A 22,581-nucleotide genomic window follows, 5' to 3' on the forward strand; every position below is an offset into this window, starting at 1 on the left:
TCCTTTTTGTTTGAATAACTTAACCTTAAAGAAATATAATTTATTGATTCAAAAAAGTAAAACCGCCATCACTTTCGTGATGACGATTCAATATTTTTAGTTTTTCAGTGGCCTCCCCGTGAACAGAGATTTTTTTAATTCTTTAATGGAAGACAAACAGCAAAAACAGTATACTGATTTGGTTCGCTTTGAACGGTAATTTTACCATCCATTTTTTCAACCATCTGCTGAACAATAGACAATCCCAATCCACTTCCTTTGTCAGAACGGCCTTTATCGCATTTATACAGTCTTTCAAAAATATGCTGCAGATCAGTTTTCTCAATCCCGATTCCATTGTCCACTATGCGGATTTCAATTTCCTTTACCTTTTTCGCCATCTCGATTTTGATCCGCGTAGCTTGGCTATGGCTAAGGACATTTTGTACCAAATTGTTGATGATTCGCGCATATCCATCCAAGTCCACTTTTGCAAACAGCGGCTTTTCCGGAATTTCTATTTCATAATCCAAATGGTTTTCCTCAAAAATGGGTATCCAGTCTTTCAGAATATTTCGTGTCAGCTCCGCAATCTCTACTTGTTCTATGGATAAGGCAAATTCACTGGAATTTAATTTAAACCAATCAAAAAGAATGTCTATATAATCTTTTAGGTCATGGGCTTTCCGTCTTGCGATTTCCAGATAATCCTCGTGTTCTTTTCCGGCAACAATGCCTCTGTGAATGGCATCCAAATAGCCAATAAGTGTGGTAAGGGGAGTTCGTACATCATGAGAAAGACTGGTCATAAGTTGGCGGTTGCTTTCATCCGCCGCTTTAAGCTGAGAGAGCTGTTCTTCGTAACGATAAACTATTTCATTCATTTTATAGGAAAGGCCAGCGGTCAATTCATTACTTGCGGCGAGGATCTTTCGGTTTCCATTTCCAGACTTAATATCATTCAAGGCATCAGTCATGTCCTTGAGCTGCCGCTTTACATCAATTAGTTTTGCAAAACAGGTAATACCGAAAAGGAGAGCAAGGCAAAATAATATGCCCAAAGTCACATTGAGAATCACAGCCTACACCTCCTTGTTGAAACGATAACCAATCCCTTTTACTGTTTGAATATAAAACGGTGCACCAGGATTAGGTTCGATTTTTTTGCGAAGTCTGCTGATGATTGCCATAATATTGCTGTCATCATAAACATAAATCTCGCCCCAAACCTCCTCATAAATTTGTTGCTTCGTCAAAATTTTTCCTTGGTTTTTTGCACAGAACAGCAGTATATCAAATTCTTTCGGCGGTAATTCAGATGTACCGTTTTGCGTGGTTACGCTTCGGCTGTCTAAGTCTATAGTTAGTCCTTGGTAAGTTAGTAGGTGTGAATGACCTCCCACTGAATTGAAACGTGTGTACCGACGTATTAGAGAAACTACTCTAGCAATTAATTCTTCCATATCAAAGGGCTTTGTCAGATAGTCATCTGCACCGGAACGAAGTCCACGAATTTTTGATGTGCTGTCATTTTTAGAAGTCAGCATAAGGATGGGGACGCTGCTTTGTTTACGTATTTTTTCCATTGTCTTAAAACCGTCCATTCCCGGCATCATCACATCTAAAATGATGAGCTGATAATCGTTCTTTTCAATGATGGCTAGTCCATCTACGCCGGAGTAGCAGTTATCTGCATCTATATTTTCAGCCGCCACACTTTGCTTTATCAAAGCACACAGTTCTTTATCATCATCAATTACTAATATTTTACAATCCAATTTCACTCCCCCTAATTCTCATAGCCTTAACAAAAGTATTTCTCTTATCAACGACATAGAATTTAAAAACTTAATATTACAACAAGTTAATTTTACTTTATATCTTTAGATAGTGCAAGTTTGAAATGTGAATAACAATGGGTATATGTCAATATCTTAGACACAAAAAGAATAGCACTTATACTGATATAGATGATATCAATGCTAAGAATTTCACCCCCACGAACCAATTCCACTGGATCATAAAAACCGTGAATTAATAGCTTTTTGAAAATCTCTACATCTGCTGAAATACCACCTAACATATTCATAATTAAAAATGCTATTGGAATACCTGCGCCAAAACCAAGCGATAACTTTGTTTCATTGAAAAAATAAGAGAAGAAAAAGCTAATCATCATTACAACCATATTAACAAGCATTGTAGTAAGGTTTAGAATGAAAAATGCACCAGTGTTAGGAAACATAACTGTACAGTTCATAAAGCCAGCTTGCAAGATAACCTGTAAGGTCTGTAACCACATTTGAAAAATCCATAGCTTTCATGAGGTCTTCTGGAAGTAACTTCAACATTGATGTTAAAGCTTCCATTTCATTGGGGTCATACATTGAAATTATTATGGTCATATACATAATTAAGGATGGTAAACCGTGCAGCTGTCTTAATGAAACGATCAACATTTTCACCTGTTACAAAAACCTCAATGGTGTCTCCAGATGTAGAGTACACCTCAAAGCTTTCCTCTTTAAGCACCTTTGAAGCATAAGCAATATGGTCAGGTCTGATGGATGATAAAGCCTTTTCGTTGAGAATTTTTAAGAGTTTGTACATCAGAATGCTTAATGATTAGTACATTATCACAGGTTCTTTCGACTTCTTCAAATATGTGGCTGGACATCAAAATAGTTTTGCCTTTAGCTTTTTCCCTTAATATAGGATCAACAAATCTATTTTGCATAATAATCACACTAACCCCAAAACTCTTTGCTTTCCGATAACTTTATATATATGCTTAGTTTTAATCTAATTCTATGTTTTTTATACAAAATTATTCATCCTGCCTGACTTTCCACTTCTACCCAAATCAATAAAGCTGCTTATTCTATTATTTTTTACCAAAATACTATAGACATCTTTAAAAATATTGGGATAGATTATGTGTATAATCTATCTATTTTCAACAACATCAAAACTCGTTTTCATATCTTTTGAAAAATTCATAATATGTACGCACATTTTCTAATTTCGTCCACTTTTTCACATCAACTGGATTTTCATCAAGATCATATATCTTTGCTCCATGCATAGCAAGCAGAAACGGCGAATGTGTTGATATAATAAATTGACAGCCTAAAAATCGTGCAGAGTCCTCAATAAATTTCATTAATTCCATCTGACGTTTGGGAGAAAGACTATTTTCAGGCTCATCCAATATATACAGCCCATTTTCACCAATTTTTTCAATAAAATATCGGAATGCACTTTCCCCATTTGAATATTCCCGTACATTATCCATCAATTCATTTCTCACAAATCGTGACTGGGTTTTACTTCTATCAGTATTCACTTTTTTTAGTTGCTCGTAATCTGCTATAGACTTCATTTGGAAATGAGAATATTTCACATCTAAATATTCTTCAAAAATTTTTTCCCGTTTTTGATCAATTCCTTCGTTGAAGTTACGGATATTCAACATATAATCAAATACATCATCACTTGTTATAATTCTGCTATTTTTAGGGATGTCATTTTCAAACTGCATCTCACACATATTGACATAGTCGCAATAGAAATTAGATTTATTATAAATAGAATCTCGATTGATTCCTGTTTTTTCTGCTATCACATTTAACGCTGTTGATTTTCCTGAACCATTTCCACCATATAAAATCGTAATTGGTTCAAAATCAATTCTTTCAAAACCATGTCTTGATAATACCTTAAATGGATAAAACGAGTCATAGCATGTCCTTTTTACCTCTATTAGAAAGTCAAATTCCATATCATCATTTGGAAATTTAAAAGCATTTAAATAAACCATTATCATCTTCCTTATCACAACATTATATACATATCATATTTCGTTGCCTATATGTATATATTACCCAGACTATTTTACATTATTTAAAAGATAAATACAATTTTAAAGCGTTCTTCTAACTAGTATAAAAGATTCCCGTAAAAAATAAAAGTCTGACCCGTGAATAAGTGGTAGAAATATAATCTTGCTTGAAATCTGTTTTTTCTTTCACAGAAGTTTCCTCCTTTGTATGCCATTCTATTATATTATTCATATACCAAGTTGCCATATGAATAATAACTACAACAAATTAAAATCCCGATTTTTTTAAAATTCGGGATTTTAATCAAATTATCTAACTGTAAATGGCATTAAATAATTCCATATTCTTTTAATAACTTTTCAATGTCTGTTCCTGCTACTTGTTTTAAAATTTTACGTTTAGCCATTGGTGGTAAATCAAGTTCTGGTTTTTCTCCATCTAATAAACATACACCTGCATTTAATAAATAACGGATATCATATCTTGAAGAAAATACCTCAGGAACTCCTTTTTCAACTCCGGTTAAAACATATACTGCTTCCATAGCTGTACGTCCTGAATATTCTATAGTAAATACAGTATCACGGCCTGGATCATCTAATGTTTCAGCAAATTGTCCAAGGAAAGCAAAGTTTACAGCATTCTTTGGTACAACATATGGACGATCTCCAGCTGCACGAGGCATAAATTGAGAGGTTATAAATGGCATCATAACAGGAACTGCGCTACATGATCCTGCTAATTCTTCAATTTTATCTGTAGGAACACCTATATGATATAACCATTCTTTTGTAATTTCCTTACCAGTACAATCTCTCATAGGTTTTTTAATATAATCTCCAGGAACATCAGAGAATAAACCATATACCCAAACTAGAACATCTTTTTCTGGTTGTCCATAATATTGTTCTTGACGGTTTATTGTCCAACTCATCAACCATGAAGAGTCAAGAGCTGTAACTATTCCGCCTGTTACAGTATGTCCGCCATATGGTGAACGTTTTGTGATCTTTTCAATGTACTCAGGAACACGTTCATCATGACAAGTTACTGTACAAGATTCCCAATTAGATTTTTCTGTATCTGTACAGAATTTATCTGGTTTTCCAAATTCATCTGATTGAGCTGCTATGTTCCTCCATAACTTCCAGCACCCTTTTGGTTCTCTATTAAATGGTGCAGGAGTGTTGTCATCACCATATCCTGAACCTTCAGTCATGGAACCATTAGTGATAAATACTAAGTCGTTTTCTGTTAAATCAATAGAGATATTCTTTCCAGCTTTGTCTGTTGCAACTATTCTCTTTGCAACCTTTTTAGCATCTGAAATTGAGAACTCAACGTTATCAACAGTAACTCCATATTCAAATTTAGCACCATGATCTTCTAAATATTTAATCATAGGTTTTACAAATGAAGTGTATTGATCATGTCTTGAAAATTGTAAAGCAGAAAGATTTGGAAGTCCTCCAACATGGTGGATGAAACGATTCATATATAATTTCATCTCTAAAGCACTATGCCAATTTTCAAAAGCAAACATTGTTCTCCAATATGTCCAGAAATCAGTGTTTAAAAGTTCTTCAGAAAGAACATCTTCAATAGATTTATCTTCAAGTTCTTCATCTGTTATATTTACAAAAGCAGCTAATTCTTTTGCCAAGTCTTGACCCAAATTGAATTTTCCATTGTCATAACGCTCACCTTGGTTTTTAGTAATACGACAATTGCTAAAATTTGGATCATCGTAGTTTGTATAATAAAAATGATCTAAAACAGTCATATTAGGATCTTCTGTAGATGGTAATGAACTAAATAAGCTCCATAAAACCTCAAAATGGTGACCCATTTCACGTCCACCACGTGCTACATAATCCATATTTTGACGAACCTCTCCGTCCAAAGATCCACCAGGAATGTCTAATTGTTCTAAGAAGGTAATTTTGCTGCCATCCATGTGAGCATCACGAATTAAAAAACAACCAGCAGCTAAAGCTGCAATTCCAGTACCGATTAAATAAGCTTTTTTATCTTCAATTCCTTTAGGTTTTCTTGCATTTACTAAAGCATGATAACTTCCATTTGTAAGAGTAAGTCTATCATCATGTGTTTTTAATTTCATTATTATCTCACTCCTTCTTAATTTTTTAATAGTTTTCCAAATACTATCATTATATTTAGAGTTCTTCTATAATTTTGTGGATACTTATTACCTATAAGATCTCTATAAATCTATAATATAGTTTTTTTGTGTCTTTTTCATTAGATAAACAAACTGCGGTGTTCGAAATTTGAACACCGCAGTTTATTTATCTAATTTTTAGACATTTATATCAAAATGTCTGGTAAAAAGGAATCTCCTATTGCTTTTTATTAGACATTATTTAAATCAGCACTTCGCTTAAGGGACAATTCGATGTTTCCATCGAAAAGCTGTCCAATTCGTCTAACAATAGTATCAGGATCCTCCTTCATTCCGGCAGCAACCCAGCGTAGTACCATTTCAGTGAGGGCACACTGATAAAAGGAAGCAATCAATTTTCTATCTTCCAAAGAAGCTGAGATACCATCGCTTACTTTTTCAATATACCGAATCATCACATTTCCTGATACATTGTATATATAGTTCACTAGTCCTTCTCTCTGCATGGAATTATATACATGATAAATAGCTGTTTTGTTTTCTAAAGCAAATCTAGCAGCTACAATAAAACTCTCCTCCCAGGAAAGTGTATCATTATATTCATCAATTACTGTCTGAAGTTCTGTTTGGAATATCTCTGACAAAAGTGCATATATGTCTGTGTAGTAATAATAAAAAGTATTTCTATTTATCTCACATGCTGTAGCAATATCCTTAACTGTGATCTTGTTAAGTGGACGCTCATTCAGCATCTTTATAAATACCTCACGAATCATTTTTCTGGTATATTGCTGAGCCAAACTGCCACCCCCTTAATGCTTTATCTATATTCAAAATTATAACATAGGGTAGGTTATTTTTAAATTATTCAGTAGGAAGTTTTGAAAGCATTTCTGCCACATTAAAATACATCTGTTCAATTCCGTTTCGATCATATTTCATTCCACAAACCTCAATATGATCTGTATTATCCAATTCACCAAGATAATTCCATATACCCTTTACAGCAGTTCCTCTATAATCAACTATTTGATCTGGTGAACCGACCTTAGGGCTTATGGCTGATATCACACTCACAACTCCGTCATTTCTCCACCAGCTTTTATCTATAGGAACTTCACCGCTCTTATTGTTTGTATACATGCCCATAAATATCGAACTTTTTACAAGAATCGGATTCATATTTTTATTTGGCACCTGAAAATGAGTCAATTTATCTTCATGAGTATTTACACATGCAATTGAGAAATAATTGATATCACTTTGTGCCTTAACATAGGAATTAAATTCCTGAGCTCCTTCCGGTGATAAATCCCAAACACTTAAATCCTTAGTTTCTTTCCAGATTTCACTGTTAATTACTTTATTGCTATAGTCTAAATAGGATTCGCCAGGATTTCTTCTAAGTCCCCACTGATCTAATTGGAAATCGTAATTTAGGTTACCCAAATTAACATTTCTGCCTTTTATTGCAGCAATAGCTGCAACAAATTGATGTGTGAGAGGCTCAATATTACATTTTATATGTGCTTCCTGACTTCCATCATGTGGAGTAGCAATAGATGTAATACTGGACACCCATGATTTACCCCCAGTAAAAAGAGGATTGATACTTCCGTCTGTAGTAAATGCTAATTCATCAGGATCTCCATTTTCTAAAAGCTGTGCAAATAGACGAATTGTCTGTCCTCCCATACTGTGTCCAATTAAATGAATTTTCTTAATATTACTAGATGAATCTTCTGTTCCAATTTGTTTGTAAACGCCTGGATAACTCCGTCCGTATCTTGCATGTCCATATTTTTTAGAATGTACTTCACCGTAATCAACTATGCCACCTACAATATATGTATACAGCTCACATGCTCTATCCCAGTTACTTGAAACAGGTCCGATAGATGGAGAATATACAGTATAACCCTTCTCGGTAAGCTTTTGAGTCAGACTTTCTTGACCTCCCCAGTAATAAAGACCGGCTACTTCATTGCTTCCCCAACCAAAGCATCCATGTACCATAACTATAGGATAATCATTTCCAACTACCATAGCATCACTATTATCAGCAGCTTTTACAGTAGAAATTGAAGTGAAACCAAAAACTGTACAAATAATAAGTATAGATACCATAATCCTTTTAAAATAAGATGTTTTCATACCCATGCTCCTTTGCATTATAAATTCTCTAGTCAGCAGCCAGGCTATAGAACTTATTTTATTTTGTTTAAGCTAATAGTAACTTTCAATCGGAGTATCCTAATGTTAATTATTCTTAACAGGATATTAGAGAAGATTGGTTCGTTTATTCTTTGCAGAACATTAATTCTATTACTGTGAAAGCTTGTCCCACTGACTTAAGTATCACATGCTGCTTACTCAGATATTTCATATCTAATGGTAGCCCACATTAAGGCATTTTCATTGGATAAAAGCTGATTATATGAGGCTTTAGTCAGTATTTTGCTCAGGATATTCCTTTTCTTACTCCTCCATCTTTTCTATAGAAAGGTAGTGATATCATGAAGAAATCAGATAACTTATCTACCTTACCTATGTGCGTTGATGTTTCTGCCCGTGAGAATGTTGTCTGAGTTTTAAACTGTGAACAGGAAAAACTTCTTTAATTTGATGTCGCCAATACTCAATTTGACGGTGATGAAATTACTGATAAACTTTCCGTCTTTCTGTTCCACAACATTAAAATTCACCTCCTTTTAACTAGCTTTCTTTCTGATAGTACTTTATTAGCTCCATATAATACTTATATTTATTACCTAAATCACCAAATGACTGTTAACTACTAAAAATCATTTATCTGCATAGGAAAAAATAGACTATAATTTTGCTAATTGATGATTTTGCTTGTGCAGGCTGTAATTATGTGCAAGTTATGATGTGGTTTAAAGTATTTTATTAATGGAGTTAATGTTTTCGTTATAGCATACTGTTATATTACAGTCAATGTTATGAAGTGACTATAGTAAGCCTAAAATTCCAAATAACTTACAAAATCTTCCTCTCTTTAATCATTACATAATTTTCCCATTTTTCAAAAAAGGAAAGCCTCTATCTTTTCCGCTGGGAACGATAGATTTAATTCAGCCATACAGCCATGATAAGAACTTTTCTTTCTCATCAAGGTTTGTAGAAGCTTGTGTATTGCACAACTAGTAGAGCAGTTGTAAGAATAAACTTCCAATGTACCTATAATTTATGATTCTTTTTTTGTTTGATGTATCCTATTACTTGTCTGTTAATAATATTAGAAAAATTAATATATTGATTATTGATCTGTTTCCCAATTTCATCAAAAGAAGTTGTAAAAGGATTTTCTGTTCCTTTTTCTACTTTGTCTTTATTTGTATCATTTTTGCTATAAGCACTCTCTACCCAGCAGACATATGTTCCATCAGGGTATATAACAACACCTGAACTTTTAACTGGTGGAGCAAGACTTCTTAATTCCTTCTGGGCTTCTGGACTACAATTATCATTAATAATCTTACAAATTTTTGCTTTAAATTTTTCATCTCTTACCATTTTTTTAAGTGTTTCATTTGAGATTACTACATTGTTTAATGAATTACTATCTGTAGAATTCATCGTATAATTATAAGAATCAAATGAACATACATGCAGATTTGCATTATATTTATTTTTAAGCTCATTTTGGATACTATATGTAGATTGCTCACTAATTTCTTTATTAATTATATTAATAAATTGAGTGCTATCCTTTGCAGATTTTTTTATACTGTTTGCAGACATCTTATTATCCATACTATTTACTTGTAAAATTTTCATAAATATATCCTCGCTTTCTATAATATCTTTATAAATAACATTATTTGTTAGGTCTTTTCGGTTGATGATAAATGCCTGAACAAGACGATGGCCATACATATGAATTTTTTCTCACCTCAATTCTTGTTAACCTTTTTCATATTCTTTTACCTCCTGATTTAATATTTTTGCTATTAAAAGTAAAACTGCACACAATATAATAGAAATTGCCATGTAGCTTATGATAATATCAACGATTTGCTATCTTTTAGCCACTAAAATAAACATAATAGTAATTGTAACATATTCTTGTTTGTAATAATTTCAAATTTTAATAATATTTAGTCATATAATCTTGATATAAAGAATTTTCTTGAAACTCCAAGGGTTTTATTTAAAACAACTTTTTTTATTGATATTCAGTTGATTATATGATTTAAAAATGCTTCAATGCATCTTTAATATCTTCTACCTTGAATATATTCATAGACGAGTTTTTCTTACCTGCCGCTGATCTGGTGAAAAGCACCAGACGCAGGCAGATAGAAAAACAAATGGACAGTTTCACGGATAAAGAGCTAATGTTTATGGAATCTCTGGCAAAAGGAATTAAGCAATCAAAGGATATAAAAAATAAATAATTTCATTGCTGAAAAGAGCCGATAACCAAGAAATTTCATTCAAGGTCATCGGCTCTTCGTCTTAGCGTGTGGCTCTTTTATAATTGATATTTTAAGCTGCTGCATTTACCCCTTTCGGGTCAACAACCCAACCACTAACATTTTTATTTTGGAGAAAGACAAGATGTTCTTCTTTATTATGTAACATCACATTGTGTCCAACATTAATTCCCAATGGCGAAAATAAATTTTCTGTTGCAAAAGTATGTTAGAGCTATAAACGGACAATTACATAATAGATACATTTTCAAGAAAACTAGTAGGTAGAGAAATAACTAAAATAGCTACTACAAATGACGCCTTAACGTCTATAAAAAGAGCACTTATTGACAATAAAGTTACTGAAAATTTAGTGTTAAGAAGTGATAATGGTTCACAATTCACCTCTGTAAAATTTGAACATTTTTGCACAATAAATAATATATATCATGAGTTAATACCTGTAAACTCACCTAACTATAATGCTTATATAAAGTCGTTTCATACATTATGTGTATAAAAATAGACGCTCATTTCTCAACGTCTGTACAAGAGAAAAGGAGTACCATTTTCACAGTACCCCTTGATTCTCAACCTTTATTTTCTTGTATCTACACACTCTATATCAACTACCACAGAAACATTGATATAGTTTTTAATGACTTTATTTCTGAATTTTTCGCCCTCTCCTTTGAAGACGATATGCTTGAAAAAGTGCCTAGAACAAAGTATTCTACATATCTTTTCTTTGTATCAACACTATAGTCTTCACGTGCCAGCATACAGCTAGAAGCATATTTCCGGCTGTATTTTTCTCTTTTATCATCACCGATTTTTCCTCTGTTTTTATTTCTCTGATTTAAAATTTCCTGTGCTTTTTCAAAGACTTCCTCACTAATAATCGGCTCATGATGTTCATGAATATAAAACTGGTCTTCTTCTCCCATATTATCCAATCGCCGTTTGGAAATCGGGTCAACTGTAAAGGTCTTACCCAGCAATAAATCACCTTTTTATTTCTCGTTTTTTATAATACCAAGAATAGTAGAAGGTACCCAAGCAGAGCTGACGTATTTTGTTACGTATCCAAGATTCTCTAATTCTTGCTCTATAACGAAGCCACCAGCCCCCTGAATGTAGCGATTGAAAATATAGCGTACAATTTCAGCTTCATTTTCAATCCCTTTTTCACATTGGCAGAAATATTTTCTACTTCCTGTTGTGCGGCAGAGCTAAGTACCATTTACAAATTTTAATACCGCACAAAAATTAGCTTTTACCTTAATAGACTTATACTAAATTTTTAAGGTTTTACAGAAAGCTTCTTAAATGAATCCACATATAAAACCATTCCTACTAGAGTGAATAGCAACCTACTCATTATAAAATCTAAAGACAAACTAAAAACAGGTTCACCGAGACTATCAACCGGTAGAACTGTAGGAATATAAGTCACATACCCTTTGGCGAAAATATCAATAAAAGGTGTGCTATTAAAACTTATCAATGACAAAATCAGAACAATTGGAATCCAAGCATAAATCAAAGTTTGGCTTTTACTGCCTAAAAACATACTCGTTCCAAAAACAAACACAAAAGTAGGAAGTAGTATTATTAAGATCGGTAATGAAAAGTTTTGAAAGTTTGTAAAATTAAAAGTTGTCTTGTAAAACGCCAAACTTATCAAAATGCAACATACCGCAATAATTAAGTAAGAAATAAACAGAGCTAAACTTTTTGTAGCCAAATACTTTTTCTGTGGTAAAGACGTACATGAAGTAATTTCTCTTACTCTTTGTTCATTTCTAGAAAAAAGTCCTGTGCAAGAAAGCATTAGAATTAATGACATAATCGTATTTATGTCACACAAAAACTTGCAATAACTCCACTTGGAAAAAGGTGCCGTACCGGAAACACCTTGTATTATTCCTGTATAGAGGTTAATCACTGAAAAGAAAAGTGCAATTATGAAAGTTATCACAAACATTTTTGAAAAAATTATTCTTTTTAGTTCATATTTAAGAATTTTTATATCCATTGACGACTACCTCCTTTTAGCACCAGTAATATTTAAAAACTCAGAAAAAGATAGTTTTTTATCTTTTTTGTCATAATATTCTTTGTAAATAACTTTTATGGAATTAAAGTAATTGTCTTCACCAATCTGCTTATAAACATTGTAAACTGTGAGTGGTCCCAAAGCATAAATTTTACTACCTCTTAAAAATAATGAGACGCTGTACTTTGGAATCATTGGTAATTTGTTCATGTATTCAGGATTTCTTTGATAAAAGTTTCGATTTAATTCATTTGCTCCTTCTTTCCATTTTTTCAGCAATAAATTTTCTGCATAATCTTTTCCAAATTTGTTTTTGAAGAATAAATAAGTGCTAAATTCCGCAAAAGCTTCATTTGACCATTCATCGTGATTTTTATCTATTTGATTATGGCTGTTTTCATTAGATGCATCTATTCCACCGCCCCACCATTGATGAGCAATTTCATGGGTCATCAATGCAAAAGTGTCAGAAGAAGAGGCTTGGGATGAATCCACATTGGATTTTTTCTTTAAACAATCTTCAGAAATACAAGAAATATTTCCTGCTTGAATTCCAGTTCCACCATTTACTCCTGATGTTACAACTACTTTAAGATTATCTCTGCCTAGAGGCCCAAATTTTTCCGAAAAGAACGAGAATATATCCAGCGTGTCACTTCCCCTGGATTCAAATTCTTTTCTCGCAGCCAATGGATAGAAAAACTCCACATTTGTGCCACTTACATTTCTTTCAAATATTCCATATGCTCCAGCTGTCAAAGATAATTCACTTAGTTTATCACAAGAAAAGCTCCAAGTAGTAAAACCATCCTGCTCAAAAATTTTGTGATTTTTATCTCCTTGAGTTATGACTGTAAACTTTGAGTCTATTTTTATTTTCCCTTTAATAATCCTATTATTTTGTTCAACACAAACAACAGGAGCAATGTCCATGGCGTGCCCTAGACTTACATAATTTTTGCTAATTCCTTCGGAAAAATCTTTATTTAAACTTATGGCTTTCGGTGTACCTGAATACCTTATACTTAGTTTAGCTTTAGTATTTTTGGGAATGCTTGTTTCAAAAACATTTCCACGTTTTGCGTTATTCAAAATCTTGGACGAAACCTGTGTGTAATTTATGTCTACATTGTCTAACTTGATCTCATTAATGTGGTAGCCCTCTGCTAATTCAAAATATATGTTTTGAGGCTTATCAGTACCATTTTGCAGTTCTTGAAAATAAGCTCCAGCAGCATAATTTTTGTCTTTTTCTATCTTAAGATCTACAAATATATTCGAAGTTCCTATGATATTGGCGTTTACAGTTGTGTCTTTTTTACCACTAATCAACATTGACGCGACATCCGTAAGCGAAATTGATTTGAAAATTGGTTCATTTTGAAAAACAAAAAATACTCCAAAAAGAGAAGCCAAAAAGCAAATCGGTAGCATCTTATATTTTCTACAGTTTTTTAAGAGAGATTTAAATAATCCTTTTTCATAACATCTATGGCACAACATTCCGAATAAAAATACGGACATAGCTACCGATAATCCAAACAGCCTATTCCAGAGCATTGCAAAAAGGATATTCCCGCTTCCGAAATTTTCAGAAAGTCCACTAGCACCTGTCTGAACCCACATATATTGATAATTAATATTTCCTGTTAAAAAACTAAAAAGCACCGCTAAAAGCATAATAATGCAGGTTATATTAACGTTCCTAAATATAAGATAAAATCCTGCGGTCATAAGAATTGCTAACACAATGGAACCAAAAATTATTATGGAGTAACTGAGCAGGAAATACCTAAAATTGGTTAAACTACCCATGTTAAATATATAGTGAGGGATCATAATTATCATTGAACCCACTGTTGAAATAAGACCGGCACACATTAAGCCTGTAATTTTGGTTAAGTTTATCTTTATAGAACTTGATATTGGTTCAATTATATAATTAACTCTAAACCTAAGTATTTTGTCAAACTCAAAAACTGTTAGTGCAGTAAATGCAAAAGTTGAAAGTACTGCCCCTGCCTTTGCCGGAAAAAGTATGGTTTGAGATAAAAGAGTAGAGCTATTTATTCCAAGTATCAACTTGCTAATATCTTCGGTAATGTAGGTTGAGAGTAGTGCACCAATCAAAGGAAAAAATGACGCCAAAAAGATTATTATTTGAGTAAATCTGGACTTGAGAATTCGCTTTGTTTCATAGGCAAAAAATGCATTTCTCATTTACTGGACACCCCCATTGTGTATGACGTATGTGTACGCATCTTCAAGGGTAGGCTCTATCAGTGGAATAGAGCTTTCTATTTCTTTGCCGATAACACGACAAGAGATGCCATTACCTGTAAACAATTTGGATGTGATTATGTACTTACCTCCAATCCTTTTTTCTAAATCCTCGTTATCTTTTTCTTCAATAAATCCAACACGTCCGTGTACAGATTTTATTAAATCCGGCGAAGTTCCGTCAAATAAAATCGTACCGTTATTAATGATTATAATTCTATTGCAAATGGCTTGTATATCATCGATGATGTGAGTGGAAAGTAACACTATTTTGTCATTTGCAGTCTGTGAAAATATATTTCTGAATTTAATTCTTTCTTCTGGGTCAAGTCCAACTGTAGGTTCATCTAAAATGATAAGTTCAGGATTTCCAAGTAATACTTGTGCTATACCAACACGCTGCCTTTGACCGCCTGAAAGAGTTTTAATTTTGAAATTTCTTTTTTCTTGTAAATTAGTCTGTTTAATAACTTGTCTTATAATATCTTTCACGTTGTTTTTAATTTCTTTTAATGCACACATGTAATCCAAAAACTCATAAACTGTTAATTCGTCATATAAACCAAAGCTTTGGGGCAAATAACCCAACTGCTTTCTGAGTTCTTTTTCGCACTTTTGGATTGGTTTACCATCAACAATTATTTCGCCAGCTGTTGGTATTATTTTCGATACCAATAGTTTCATAAAGGTACTTTTTCCAGCACCGTTAGGACCCAAAAGTCCTATAAAATTCGGGCTGTTAACTTCCAAATTCATATTGCTTAGTGCCTTTTTTCCTGTTTTGTATGTCATACTCACATTTTTAATACTAATTTTCATAAATGCTGTTACACTCCTTTTTCATGTTTTACCTATATAATAGAACCTTCAGCTTACATCTCTGTGACTTTCAGGTGAGAGATTCGTCACTTTGGGAAACAAATTGATTAACATATTTGAAAAAGGAAACCGGCGGTTTTGATTGTTATTTCAAAACCGCCGCATGGCCACATTTTCGCCGCAAAACATCATCTGCCACAACTGCGTTTTTTTATTACCGCAGTTGTGGCATCACTCCTTTGTAATTTACATTACTTGTGTAGGATGGATTTTATATTTTCAATGTCTAAATTGCCTTTCGGGGCCATTGCCAATCACTTGAACCCGATCATGCAAATGTTTTTTGATTTTCTATCAAGTTAATATAGATTTTGAATCAAGTCATGTCATCCCGAAGCGCGTCAATGATATTTTCTTTTTTTATCTTGCAAGTAGCATACAGCATTGTAATGAACACGATAAAGAACACGCTGAACACACTGATTGCCATACTACCCCAGGGGAATACAAAATGGAAGTCGTCTATCCTTTCTGCGGCCACCACCCCTTTGTAAATCAGCCACGAGCTGATTCCCGCTATGGGAAGCCCAAATAGCAGCGTCCTCATGCCATAAAAGATACACTCGAAATTCATCATCTTTTGGAAATCGCGGTCAGACATCCCCACCGAGCGGAGCATAGCAAGTTCACGCCTGCGCAGCTTGATATTGGTAGAAATAGTATTGAACACATTGGCAATAGCAATCAACGAAATCATGATGACAAAAACATAGGTAAAAATATCAATAACAAATGTCAAACTGTTGTATTGTTCAATCACCTTGTACACATTGAGTAAGGTATACTCAGACGTAATCCCAGCACCCTGAATCATCTTTTCCATTTTAACTACTGATTGGGAAGGATTCTTTGATCTAAAGGCCATGCCTATATCTACATGGGTATCCGAAGTTTCAAACTTCTCTTTCAGCGAATAGGGAGCCACCACCATAAAAACGTATGGCTTCTTCTTGGAAGATTGATTTAGGGCTTTAAGAGGATCTATTGGGTACGTATCGACAAAAGTAATGTTTATACTTTGTCCCTGTTCCAGCTTTGGCTTGTCATTTTTTTCAGGAGCCACACTGAATATCATGGAACGACTGGCAAACATATTAAACAGTTCGCTGGATCCATCTTTCCTAGAAACCACCCCTTTGGCAACGGCAATCATTTTCCCGTCCTTCCCAGTATATTCTTCTGCAGGCAAACCCATTTTTTTTATAAAACTCAGATATTCACTATCCTCAATAAACTGGATGTCCATTGGCACATGAACTATTTGGTTAGGCGAAGCATAGCCCTCGGATTTCCGATAACGGTTTGAAAAATCATTTGCTTTGGCAGTGCATGAATATGAGAAAATTGCTTGATACCAGCTTTTGTAAACCCCGTCTGCGCTTTTTAGTTTGTCATAAAGTGGAAACATTTTGCTGTCGTCCATGTCCTGAGTGCTAAAAACAATGTCATAGTCAAAGTTTGTTATCGACCGTTCTGCAAGCCCTTTCAGAGTTGTTCCAAAAGCATTTCCTGATACAAACAGCACAACGCTTAAAACAAGGGATAGCACAATGCTGCGATAGCGTTTTTTGTTTCTCTTAAAATTCTTTAACGCAAGAGTTCCTTCCAAGCCGTAAATACGCTGTGCTAGTTTTGATGTTTTCACAGCTTTCGATTCAGTTTTGACCTCATTGGTCTGACGAATACTCTCCATCACAGGAGTGTTTGCAGCTTTCCTAGCCGGGATATAAACTGAAATCAAAATGGTAATCAAACTGATTACTGCTGCTGCCACAATGGCTGGAACAGATACTGACAAAGTTAATGGCACGGTGATTGGAATAATGTTGCTGAAATTCCTAGCAATAATAGGAATTAGAAGCCCAATACTGCCTATGCCCACCATAATACCAATAGGTATGCCGATTGCGCCAATGCAAAGCCCCTCAAAGAGGACCGAATTTCGCAGCTGCTTTGCGGTGGCACCCACTGATGAGAGAATCCCGAACTGACGTGTACGTTCATTCAGCGAGATGTTAAAGGAGTTATAAATCAAAAAAATTGATCCTACCATTATTATGGCAACCAAAATACCGCCAACGGTGTACAGAAACCCATTGAACAGTTCATTCTCCGAAAGACCCATGAAGCGCAGCACATCATCGTTAAAGACATAGCTATGAGTGACTGCTGTGCTGCTTGCGTAAGCCTTAACTCCTCGCGGATTTTTAAGAGTGACAAATATGCTGAAACTGTCTCCTTTGTCTTGAGTATCTGCTTTCGTTATTAAGGTGTATCCTGGTGCTGAATGTTCCTCAAAGCTAGGTCTTTCACAAATACCTACAACCGTATAGGTTCTATCTTCTTTTGGCACAAGAGTTTCTTTCCCAAAAATGTAAGCATCGTGTTGCCCAAGATTTTTGTTGCCATTCATGCGGTTTCCCACAGCAAGTGAAAGCTTGTCTCCCACCTTGAATCTAACGCCGCTCTTTATGGCCACATGGGAAGGAACAAGAACCTCCCCACTGTTTTCAGGCATTCTGCCTGAAATCAAGGTTAAGGGTAAGTTATCAAAAGCTTCCTTGCTAAATCCTGCTATAAAAACATAGGGCTTTTCAGGGCTTTTTCCACCCTTAAGCGTTGCATAGCCGACATTTTGAAATGCTGCTGTGTTTGCAACTCCCTTGTCCTGATTTCGCTGCTGCACGAAAGAGGAATTAACATCCAAAAACTCAACATGCCAACCGCCGTATTTCACAATACAACCCTTCACCATAAAATTTAACAGGGAAGTGCCCAAGGTAGCCACTGCCATAATCATGGTGGCGGACAGAACAACTCCGATAATGGTAACAATCGTTCGGCTGCGGCTTTTTTTCATACCTTCCAGTGTAACTTTGTTGAAAATGTTCATGGTCTTATCCTTTCGTCTCGCACTACTTTGCCGTCTGATATGCCGATAATACGGTCTGCTTGCAGGGCGATGTTTTCGTCGTGGGTGACAACGATAAGGGTCTGCCCATATTGTTTATTGCTTAATTTCAGCAATTTGATAATCTCATGTCCATTTCGGCTGTCCAAACTACCTGTGGGTTCGTCCGCAAGCATAACCGCTGGAGCATTCATCAAAGCACGTCCTATGGAAACACGCTGTTGCTGACCGCCCGAAAGCTGATTGGGTAAATGTGTTTTTCGCTCTTTTAGCCCAAGCATTTTGAGCAAGTCATTCAGCCGTTCCTCGTTAACCTTCCGTTTGTCCATCAGTATAGGCAATGTGATGTTTTCCACCACATTCAGAGTGGGAATTAGGTTGTGAAACTGGTAAATAAGTCCCACCTGCCTCCTGCGGAAAATGGCGAGTTTTTCATTGCTTTGGGCATATACATCCTGCCCATTCAAATACACTTTTCCGCTTGTGGGCACGTCCACACCAGCCATGATGTGAAGCAATGTGGATTTACCAGAGCCGGAAGAACCAATAATTGCGGTAAATTCCCCTTTTTCGATTGTAAGCGAAACATGGTCAAGGGCAGTAACTTGGTTTTCGTCCTTGCCGTAGACCTTGCATAAATTTTCAATTTTTAAGAACTCCATTACGTGAGTCCCCCCTTCTCATGGTTTACCTATATAATAAAACCTTCAACTTACATCTATGTGACTTTTAAGTGAGAGATTGGTCACTTTGGGAAACAAATATCAAATATTGCCCCACCTCGCGGGTGATTTTTTGCGGTAATAGTCCCTCCCTGCCCTGTTATAATCATCTTGCAAAGAGCCAATCCAATCCCATATCCTGTGGCACCTGCGTTTTTCCCACGATAGAACCTGTCAAACAGGCAGGGTAAATCTTCTTTTTCAAAGCCCGCGCCGCTATCGTGGATGGCAATCTCGGTAAACAGTGGGTTGTTCCTACAGATAACCTCAATCTTTCCTTTATCGCCTGCACTTTCCATGCAATTTTTGAGAATGTTTTGAATTGCTTCCGAAAGCCAACCAAAATCGCCCTGAATTATTATTTCTTTCGGCACGTCTATTTGCACATCAATATTGTGCAACTCTATTGAGATCAAAAACGGGTGAAGGGCAGCGCTTATTAAATTATTCACATCTATCTGCTTGCTTTGGAAAACCACAATTCCTGCGTCTAGGCGGGATAATTTTAACAGGGAAGTAAGCAGCCAATCCATCTGTACAAACAATTCCTTTGTTTCCCGTATCAATGCTTTCCGTTCATTTTCATCAGAGTTATTCTCTAACAATGACAGAATAAGGTTCACGGATGTAAGAGGGGTGCGGAGTTGGTGGGCTATGTCAGCCAGCGAATCGGCAAGATGTTCTTTTTCCTTTTTCAGTGCGTCGTTTTGCTCCCGAATACGCAGCGTCATTTTTGTTATCTCGCTTTGCAGAATGGAAAGTTCGCCCTCATCCGATTCACCAATATACAGATGGTCAGTGTTATGAAGCACAAGATCAATTTGATCTGAAATCTGGGCAATGCTTTTATATCGGGCTTTGGTAAACGCAAAAAACGTTGTTCCAAAGGCGGCTGTAGAAGCAATGGCAAGGATTCCAGCTAACCTATTGATTGCGAATCCCAGCGTCACAGCGGTGGCAGCTATTAAGGAGAACAAAATAGCAAACTGCCGAAACTCTCTATTCCGAAGCATACCCGTCCCCCAATCTATATCCCGTCCCGCGAACGGTCAGAATGATTTGCGGGCTTGCGGCGTCGTTCTCTATCTTCTCCCGCAAACGTTTGATGTACACGGTTAATGTATTGTCATTGACAAACTCGCCCGCTGCGTCCCACAATTCGTCAAGCAGCCTGCCCCTCGTGATAATACTTTTTGGGTTGTTAATAAACACCAACAACAAGCGGTATTCTAAGGCTGAAAGAAAAACCTCGCTGCCGTCCTTTTTCACTACGCCGCTTGCCATATCGACATGAAGCCCGCAAATTTCAAAAGCCGATGGAGAACGTCCACTTTTTCGCAGGGCGGTTCTGATTCGTGCGATCAGTTCACGCGGACGAAAAGGCTTGGTGATATAGTCGTCCGCACCTATGTTCAGCCCGGTAACAACACTTGCTTCATCGCCGGAAGCTGTCAAAAAGATGACGGGAATATCTTGCGTTTCTTTGATTTCCGTGCAAACCGTAAATCCATTTCCGTCAGGCAAAGAAATATCAATAAACGCCAAGTCAAATTTATTCCCCGCAAGCACGGCAAGGGCTTCACTTCGCGTAGGGGCGTGAGTGACTGCAAATCCCTCCGAGCGGAGCAGAAGCGCAAGGTTTCTGGCGATTGCCTTATCGTCCTCAACCAAAAATATCCGTTTCATTTATTTTCATCATCCTTTACTTTACTGCTCCTGTATCGTCCATCAGTCGGTTTTTCAGCGTCAATCGGAACAAGCCATGTATTTCCCATTTTTTTAGCTCCCTTAATCCGTCCAGCAGAGCAATGGTACACTACCATTCTGTCTGTGATTCCCCAATTTTTCGCTGCTTCTTTTGTCGTTATATAATCCACGCATAACACCTCCATAATTTTATTATATTTCTTTTGACGGAAATATACAAGCTGGTATATTTTCTTCAGACAACTCTCTGGCAATTGCATAGGAGCCTTTGCCCTTTGCCGTTGAGATGCTCTCTGAAAATGCGGCGGACAACAGCCGGGATATCCGGCTGCCGCACCCATTGCGTGAGTCTGTGGCTATGCGGAAGTATCATTATAGGCTATTCATATCTTGGCGGATAATCTACCGCAGATCATTTTCGGACGAACATTTCCCGCTCTGCACCTTTGATGTTATCATTTTGACAAACAGCTATTTGCTGCCTGTAGGTGGCCTTGCGCCTTTTTTTAAATTTATTTATAAAAAACCTGCCGCAAAAAGGGCAGATTTAGTACGCAATATTTATGGCAGCCAGACTATCATAATGCTCTGGTACCTTAGACCCTCGGCTTTGCGTCCTTGACTTTCGGCAAGTTTGCCCTTTATACAGCTATATTAATTTGCTGTGGTTTTCATTTGCCAAATAACACTTGTAGAATATTAAAGATATCTCAGATAAGATGTGGAATCACCACAAAAGCCAGAATACCCACAAGATACAGACCGTTCACTCCAAGAGAAACCTTGGTATAAATATCTCTGAGATGCTTCTTGGCAAACAGGAACAGCGCATAACAGAAACTAAACGCAATAAATATACAATAGCCAATTATGATGGAAGTTGTGTTAGGGTCGGTAGGTTCCCAAACGAAAACCACTGTAAGTGGAACAAATACAGTTATCAAAGCAATAATGCTTAAAATTTTATCTTTCATAATACTCCTACTTGTATGTCCACAAAATCGGCATCAGCCAACAATACAGAATTGAAGACAGGAAAAACAAAAGCTGCCATCATCGCAAACGAAAAGAGCTTGATTCGTTTGAATTTCCAAAACTCACATTTCATTAACCTAAGCAATTCCCTCACCACCTGTCACTTTTTTGAAATAATCCTCCAAAGTATCTTCACACAAATGGATTTCATTAACCTCTAGCCCCCTTGCATAAAGGCACGGTTGATAGCCGCTTTCGGAAGAGCCATATCATACAGCAGAATATTATGGCCGTCGGTCACCTTGAAATTTTTCGTTTTAAATGCCGATTCCAGAATACGGGAAGCTTGCATGGTATCAGAAACTTCAAAGTGAACGTATCTGCTGTTTTTTGATTCCAGTTTAGCAAGGCTTTCTTCTTCCAGCAAAACACCGTGGTCGATGATTCCAATATCGTCGGCCAGTAAAGAAATCTCTGAAAGAATATGACTGGAAATCAAAATAGTTTTTCCGCACTCATCACACAAATTACGGATGAAGGTGCGAACCTCCGCAATTCCGATAGGATCCAGCCCGTTGATCGGTTCATCAAGAATAAGCAGTTCGGTGTTAGTATAATATTGTAGACACAGAAAGCCGAACACTT

The 22,581-nt window shown here is 35.9% G+C and carries 20 protein-coding genes, 2 pseudogenes and 1 riboswitch; of the genes and pseudogenes, 2 read left to right on the top strand and 20 right to left on the bottom strand.

Translation table 11 applies throughout. From position 1 onward, the window contains the following. Positions 1 to 134: 134 nt before the first annotated feature. From J2Z24_RS05895 to J2Z24_RS21900, 9 genes are all read right to left on the bottom strand, one after another. A complete protein-coding gene (locus tag J2Z24_RS05895; protein WP_035145288.1) occupies positions 135 to 1,058 on the bottom strand; it encodes a sensor histidine kinase in 924 nt (307 codons plus the stop codon). Positions 1,059 to 1,061: 3 nt separating this feature from the next. Further along, a complete protein-coding gene (locus J2Z24_RS05900; protein WP_035145289.1) occupies positions 1,062 to 1,757 on the bottom strand; it encodes a response regulator transcription factor in 696 nt (231 codons plus the stop codon). Between the two features lie 92 nt (positions 1,758 to 1,849). After that, entirely contained in the window at positions 1,850 to 2,281 is a 432-nt protein-coding gene (locus tag J2Z24_RS05905; protein ID WP_035145292.1) for a hypothetical protein, read from the bottom strand. A gap of 663 nt (positions 2,282 to 2,944) precedes the next feature. After that, the gene (locus J2Z24_RS05910) at positions 2,945 to 3,799 is read right to left on the bottom strand and encodes an AAA family ATPase (RefSeq protein ID WP_035145296.1); all 855 of its coding nucleotides are present in this window, start codon (positions 3,797 to 3,799) and stop codon (positions 2,945 to 2,947) included. Between the two features lie 350 nt (positions 3,800 to 4,149). Beyond that, positions 4,150 to 5,943, bottom strand: a complete 1,794-nt coding sequence (locus J2Z24_RS05915) for an oleate hydratase (protein ID WP_035145298.1) — start codon at positions 5,941 to 5,943, stop codon at positions 4,150 to 4,152. A 251-nt stretch (positions 5,944 to 6,194) separates the two neighbouring features. Next, complete coding sequence (locus J2Z24_RS05920; protein WP_035145300.1) at positions 6,195 to 6,764, bottom strand: TetR/AcrR family transcriptional regulator; 570 nt, start codon at positions 6,762 to 6,764, stop codon at positions 6,195 to 6,197. 64 nt (positions 6,765 to 6,828) lie between these two features. Further along, a complete protein-coding gene (locus J2Z24_RS05925) occupies positions 6,829 to 8,118 on the bottom strand; it encodes an esterase/lipase family protein (RefSeq protein WP_035145303.1) in 1,290 nt (429 codons plus the stop codon). Between the two features lie 1,047 nt (positions 8,119 to 9,165). Continuing rightward, positions 9,166 to 9,765, bottom strand: a complete 600-nt coding sequence (locus tag J2Z24_RS05930) for a DUF6033 family protein (protein ID WP_035145305.1) — start codon at positions 9,763 to 9,765, stop codon at positions 9,166 to 9,168. A gap of 40 nt (positions 9,766 to 9,805) precedes the next feature. Then, a complete protein-coding gene (locus J2Z24_RS21900) occupies positions 9,806 to 9,880 on the bottom strand; it encodes an AgrD family cyclic lactone autoinducer peptide (protein WP_372440073.1) in 75 nt (24 codons plus the stop codon). Between the two features lie 382 nt (positions 9,881 to 10,262). On the opposite strand from J2Z24_RS21900, the gene J2Z24_RS05940 reads away from it, so the two are divergent. Then, a complete protein-coding gene (locus J2Z24_RS05940; RefSeq protein WP_443652018.1) occupies positions 10,263 to 10,385 on the top strand; it encodes a hypothetical protein in 123 nt (40 codons plus the stop codon). A gap of 274 nt (positions 10,386 to 10,659) precedes the next feature. Further along, a complete protein-coding gene (locus J2Z24_RS21905; RefSeq protein WP_372440074.1) occupies positions 10,660 to 10,923 on the top strand; it encodes a DDE-type integrase/transposase/recombinase in 264 nt (87 codons plus the stop codon). Between the two features lie 256 nt (positions 10,924 to 11,179). Here the strand turns inward: J2Z24_RS21905 and J2Z24_RS05950 are convergent. The 11 genes and pseudogenes from J2Z24_RS05950 to J2Z24_RS06000 form a co-directional block, all read right to left on the bottom strand. After that, a pseudogene (locus J2Z24_RS05950) lies at positions 11,180 to 11,646 on the bottom strand (recombinase family protein); the annotation flags it as partial. Between the two features lie 60 nt (positions 11,647 to 11,706). After that, complete coding sequence (locus J2Z24_RS05955) at positions 11,707 to 12,441, bottom strand: hypothetical protein (protein WP_035145308.1); 735 nt, start codon at positions 12,439 to 12,441, stop codon at positions 11,707 to 11,709. A gap of 6 nt (positions 12,442 to 12,447) precedes the next feature. Then, positions 12,448 to 14,682: a gluzincin family metallopeptidase gene (locus J2Z24_RS05960; RefSeq protein ID WP_035145309.1), complete on the bottom strand. Its 2,235-nt coding sequence runs from the start codon at positions 14,680 to 14,682 to the stop codon at positions 12,448 to 12,450. Beyond that, on the bottom strand, positions 14,683 to 15,561 hold the full coding sequence (locus tag J2Z24_RS05965; RefSeq protein ID WP_035145310.1) for an ATP-binding cassette domain-containing protein: 879 nt from the start codon (positions 15,559 to 15,561) through the stop codon (positions 14,683 to 14,685). It abuts the gene before it with no gap. Positions 15,562 to 15,937: 376 nt separating this feature from the next. Continuing rightward, complete coding sequence (locus J2Z24_RS05970; RefSeq protein WP_035145312.1) at positions 15,938 to 18,514, bottom strand: ABC transporter permease; 2,577 nt, start codon at positions 18,512 to 18,514, stop codon at positions 15,938 to 15,940. Further along, complete coding sequence (locus tag J2Z24_RS05975) at positions 18,511 to 19,194, bottom strand: ABC transporter ATP-binding protein (protein ID WP_035145314.1); 684 nt, start codon at positions 19,192 to 19,194, stop codon at positions 18,511 to 18,513. Before J2Z24_RS05975 ends, J2Z24_RS05970 begins: the two co-directional genes overlap by 4 nt. 83 nt (positions 19,195 to 19,277) lie before the next feature. Further along, positions 19,278 to 20,267 (bottom strand): sensor histidine kinase, encoded by a 990-nt coding sequence (locus J2Z24_RS05980; protein ID WP_035145315.1) that lies wholly within the window; start codon positions 20,265 to 20,267, stop codon positions 19,278 to 19,280. Continuing rightward, positions 20,254 to 20,940 carry a response regulator transcription factor gene (locus J2Z24_RS05985; protein ID WP_035145318.1) on the bottom strand — a complete coding sequence of 229 codons (687 nt, stop codon included), beginning with the start codon at positions 20,938 to 20,940 and terminating at the stop codon, positions 20,254 to 20,256. The genes J2Z24_RS05980 and J2Z24_RS05985 overlap by 14 nt, the downstream gene beginning before the upstream one ends. Then, positions 20,937 to 21,131: a helix-turn-helix domain-containing protein gene (locus J2Z24_RS05990; protein ID WP_035145320.1), complete on the bottom strand. Its 195-nt coding sequence runs from the start codon at positions 21,129 to 21,131 to the stop codon at positions 20,937 to 20,939. Before J2Z24_RS05990 ends, J2Z24_RS05985 begins: the two co-directional genes overlap by 4 nt. Positions 21,132 to 21,523: 392 nt before the next feature. Then, a riboswitch (cyclic di-GMP riboswitch) is annotated at positions 21,524 to 21,610 on the bottom strand. 61 nt (positions 21,611 to 21,671) lie between these two features. Then, complete coding sequence (locus J2Z24_RS05995) at positions 21,672 to 21,935, bottom strand: hypothetical protein (protein WP_035145321.1); 264 nt, start codon at positions 21,933 to 21,935, stop codon at positions 21,672 to 21,674. A 138-nt stretch (positions 21,936 to 22,073) separates the two neighbouring features. Then, a pseudogene (locus J2Z24_RS06000) lies at positions 22,074 to 22,567 on the bottom strand (DrrA family ABC transporter ATP-binding protein); the annotation flags it as partial. Positions 22,568 to 22,581 lie beyond the last annotated feature (14 nt).

The organism is Clostridium tetanomorphum (assembly GCF_017873215.1).
Classification (GTDB): Bacteria; Bacillota; Clostridia; order Clostridiales; family Clostridiaceae; genus Clostridium_AO; species Clostridium_AO tetanomorphum.

Coding starts and splice junctions, on each gene's coding strand:
- J2Z24_RS05965 (WP_035145310.1), bottom strand. CDS start 15,561: ATGAAAATTAGTATTAAAAATGTGAGTATGACATACAAAACAGGAAAA.
- J2Z24_RS05905 (WP_035145292.1), bottom strand. CDS start 2,281: ATGTGGTTACAGACCTTACAGGTTATCTTGCAAGCTGGCTTTATGAAC.
- J2Z24_RS05980 (WP_035145315.1), bottom strand. CDS start 20,267: ATGCTTCGGAATAGAGAGTTTCGGCAGTTTGCTATTTTGTTCTCCTTA.
- J2Z24_RS05985 (WP_035145318.1), bottom strand. CDS start 20,940: ATGAAACGGATATTTTTGGTTGAGGACGATAAGGCAATCGCCAGAAAC.
- J2Z24_RS05915 (WP_035145298.1), bottom strand. CDS start 5,943: ATGAAATTAAAAACACATGATGATAGACTTACTCTTACAAATGGAAGT.
- J2Z24_RS05970 (WP_035145312.1), bottom strand. CDS start 18,514: ATGAACATTTTCAACAAAGTTACACTGGAAGGTATGAAAAAAAGCCGC.
- J2Z24_RS05910 (WP_035145296.1), bottom strand. CDS start 3,799: ATGGTTTATTTAAATGCTTTTAAATTTCCAAATGATGATATGGAATTT.
- J2Z24_RS05925 (WP_035145303.1), bottom strand. CDS start 8,118: ATGAAAACATCTTATTTTAAAAGGATTATGGTATCTATACTTATTATT.
- J2Z24_RS05960 (WP_035145309.1), bottom strand. CDS start 14,682: ATGAGAAATGCATTTTTTGCCTATGAAACAAAGCGAATTCTCAAGTCC.
- J2Z24_RS05995 (WP_035145321.1), bottom strand. CDS start 21,935: ATGAAAGATAAAATTTTAAGCATTATTGCTTTGATAACTGTATTTGTT.
- J2Z24_RS05955 (WP_035145308.1), bottom strand. CDS start 12,441: ATGGATATAAAAATTCTTAAATATGAACTAAAAAGAATAATTTTTTCA.
- J2Z24_RS05930 (WP_035145305.1), bottom strand. CDS start 9,765: ATGAAAATTTTACAAGTAAATAGTATGGATAATAAGATGTCTGCAAAC.
- J2Z24_RS05975 (WP_035145314.1), bottom strand. CDS start 19,194: ATGGAGTTCTTAAAAATTGAAAATTTATGCAAGGTCTACGGCAAGGAC.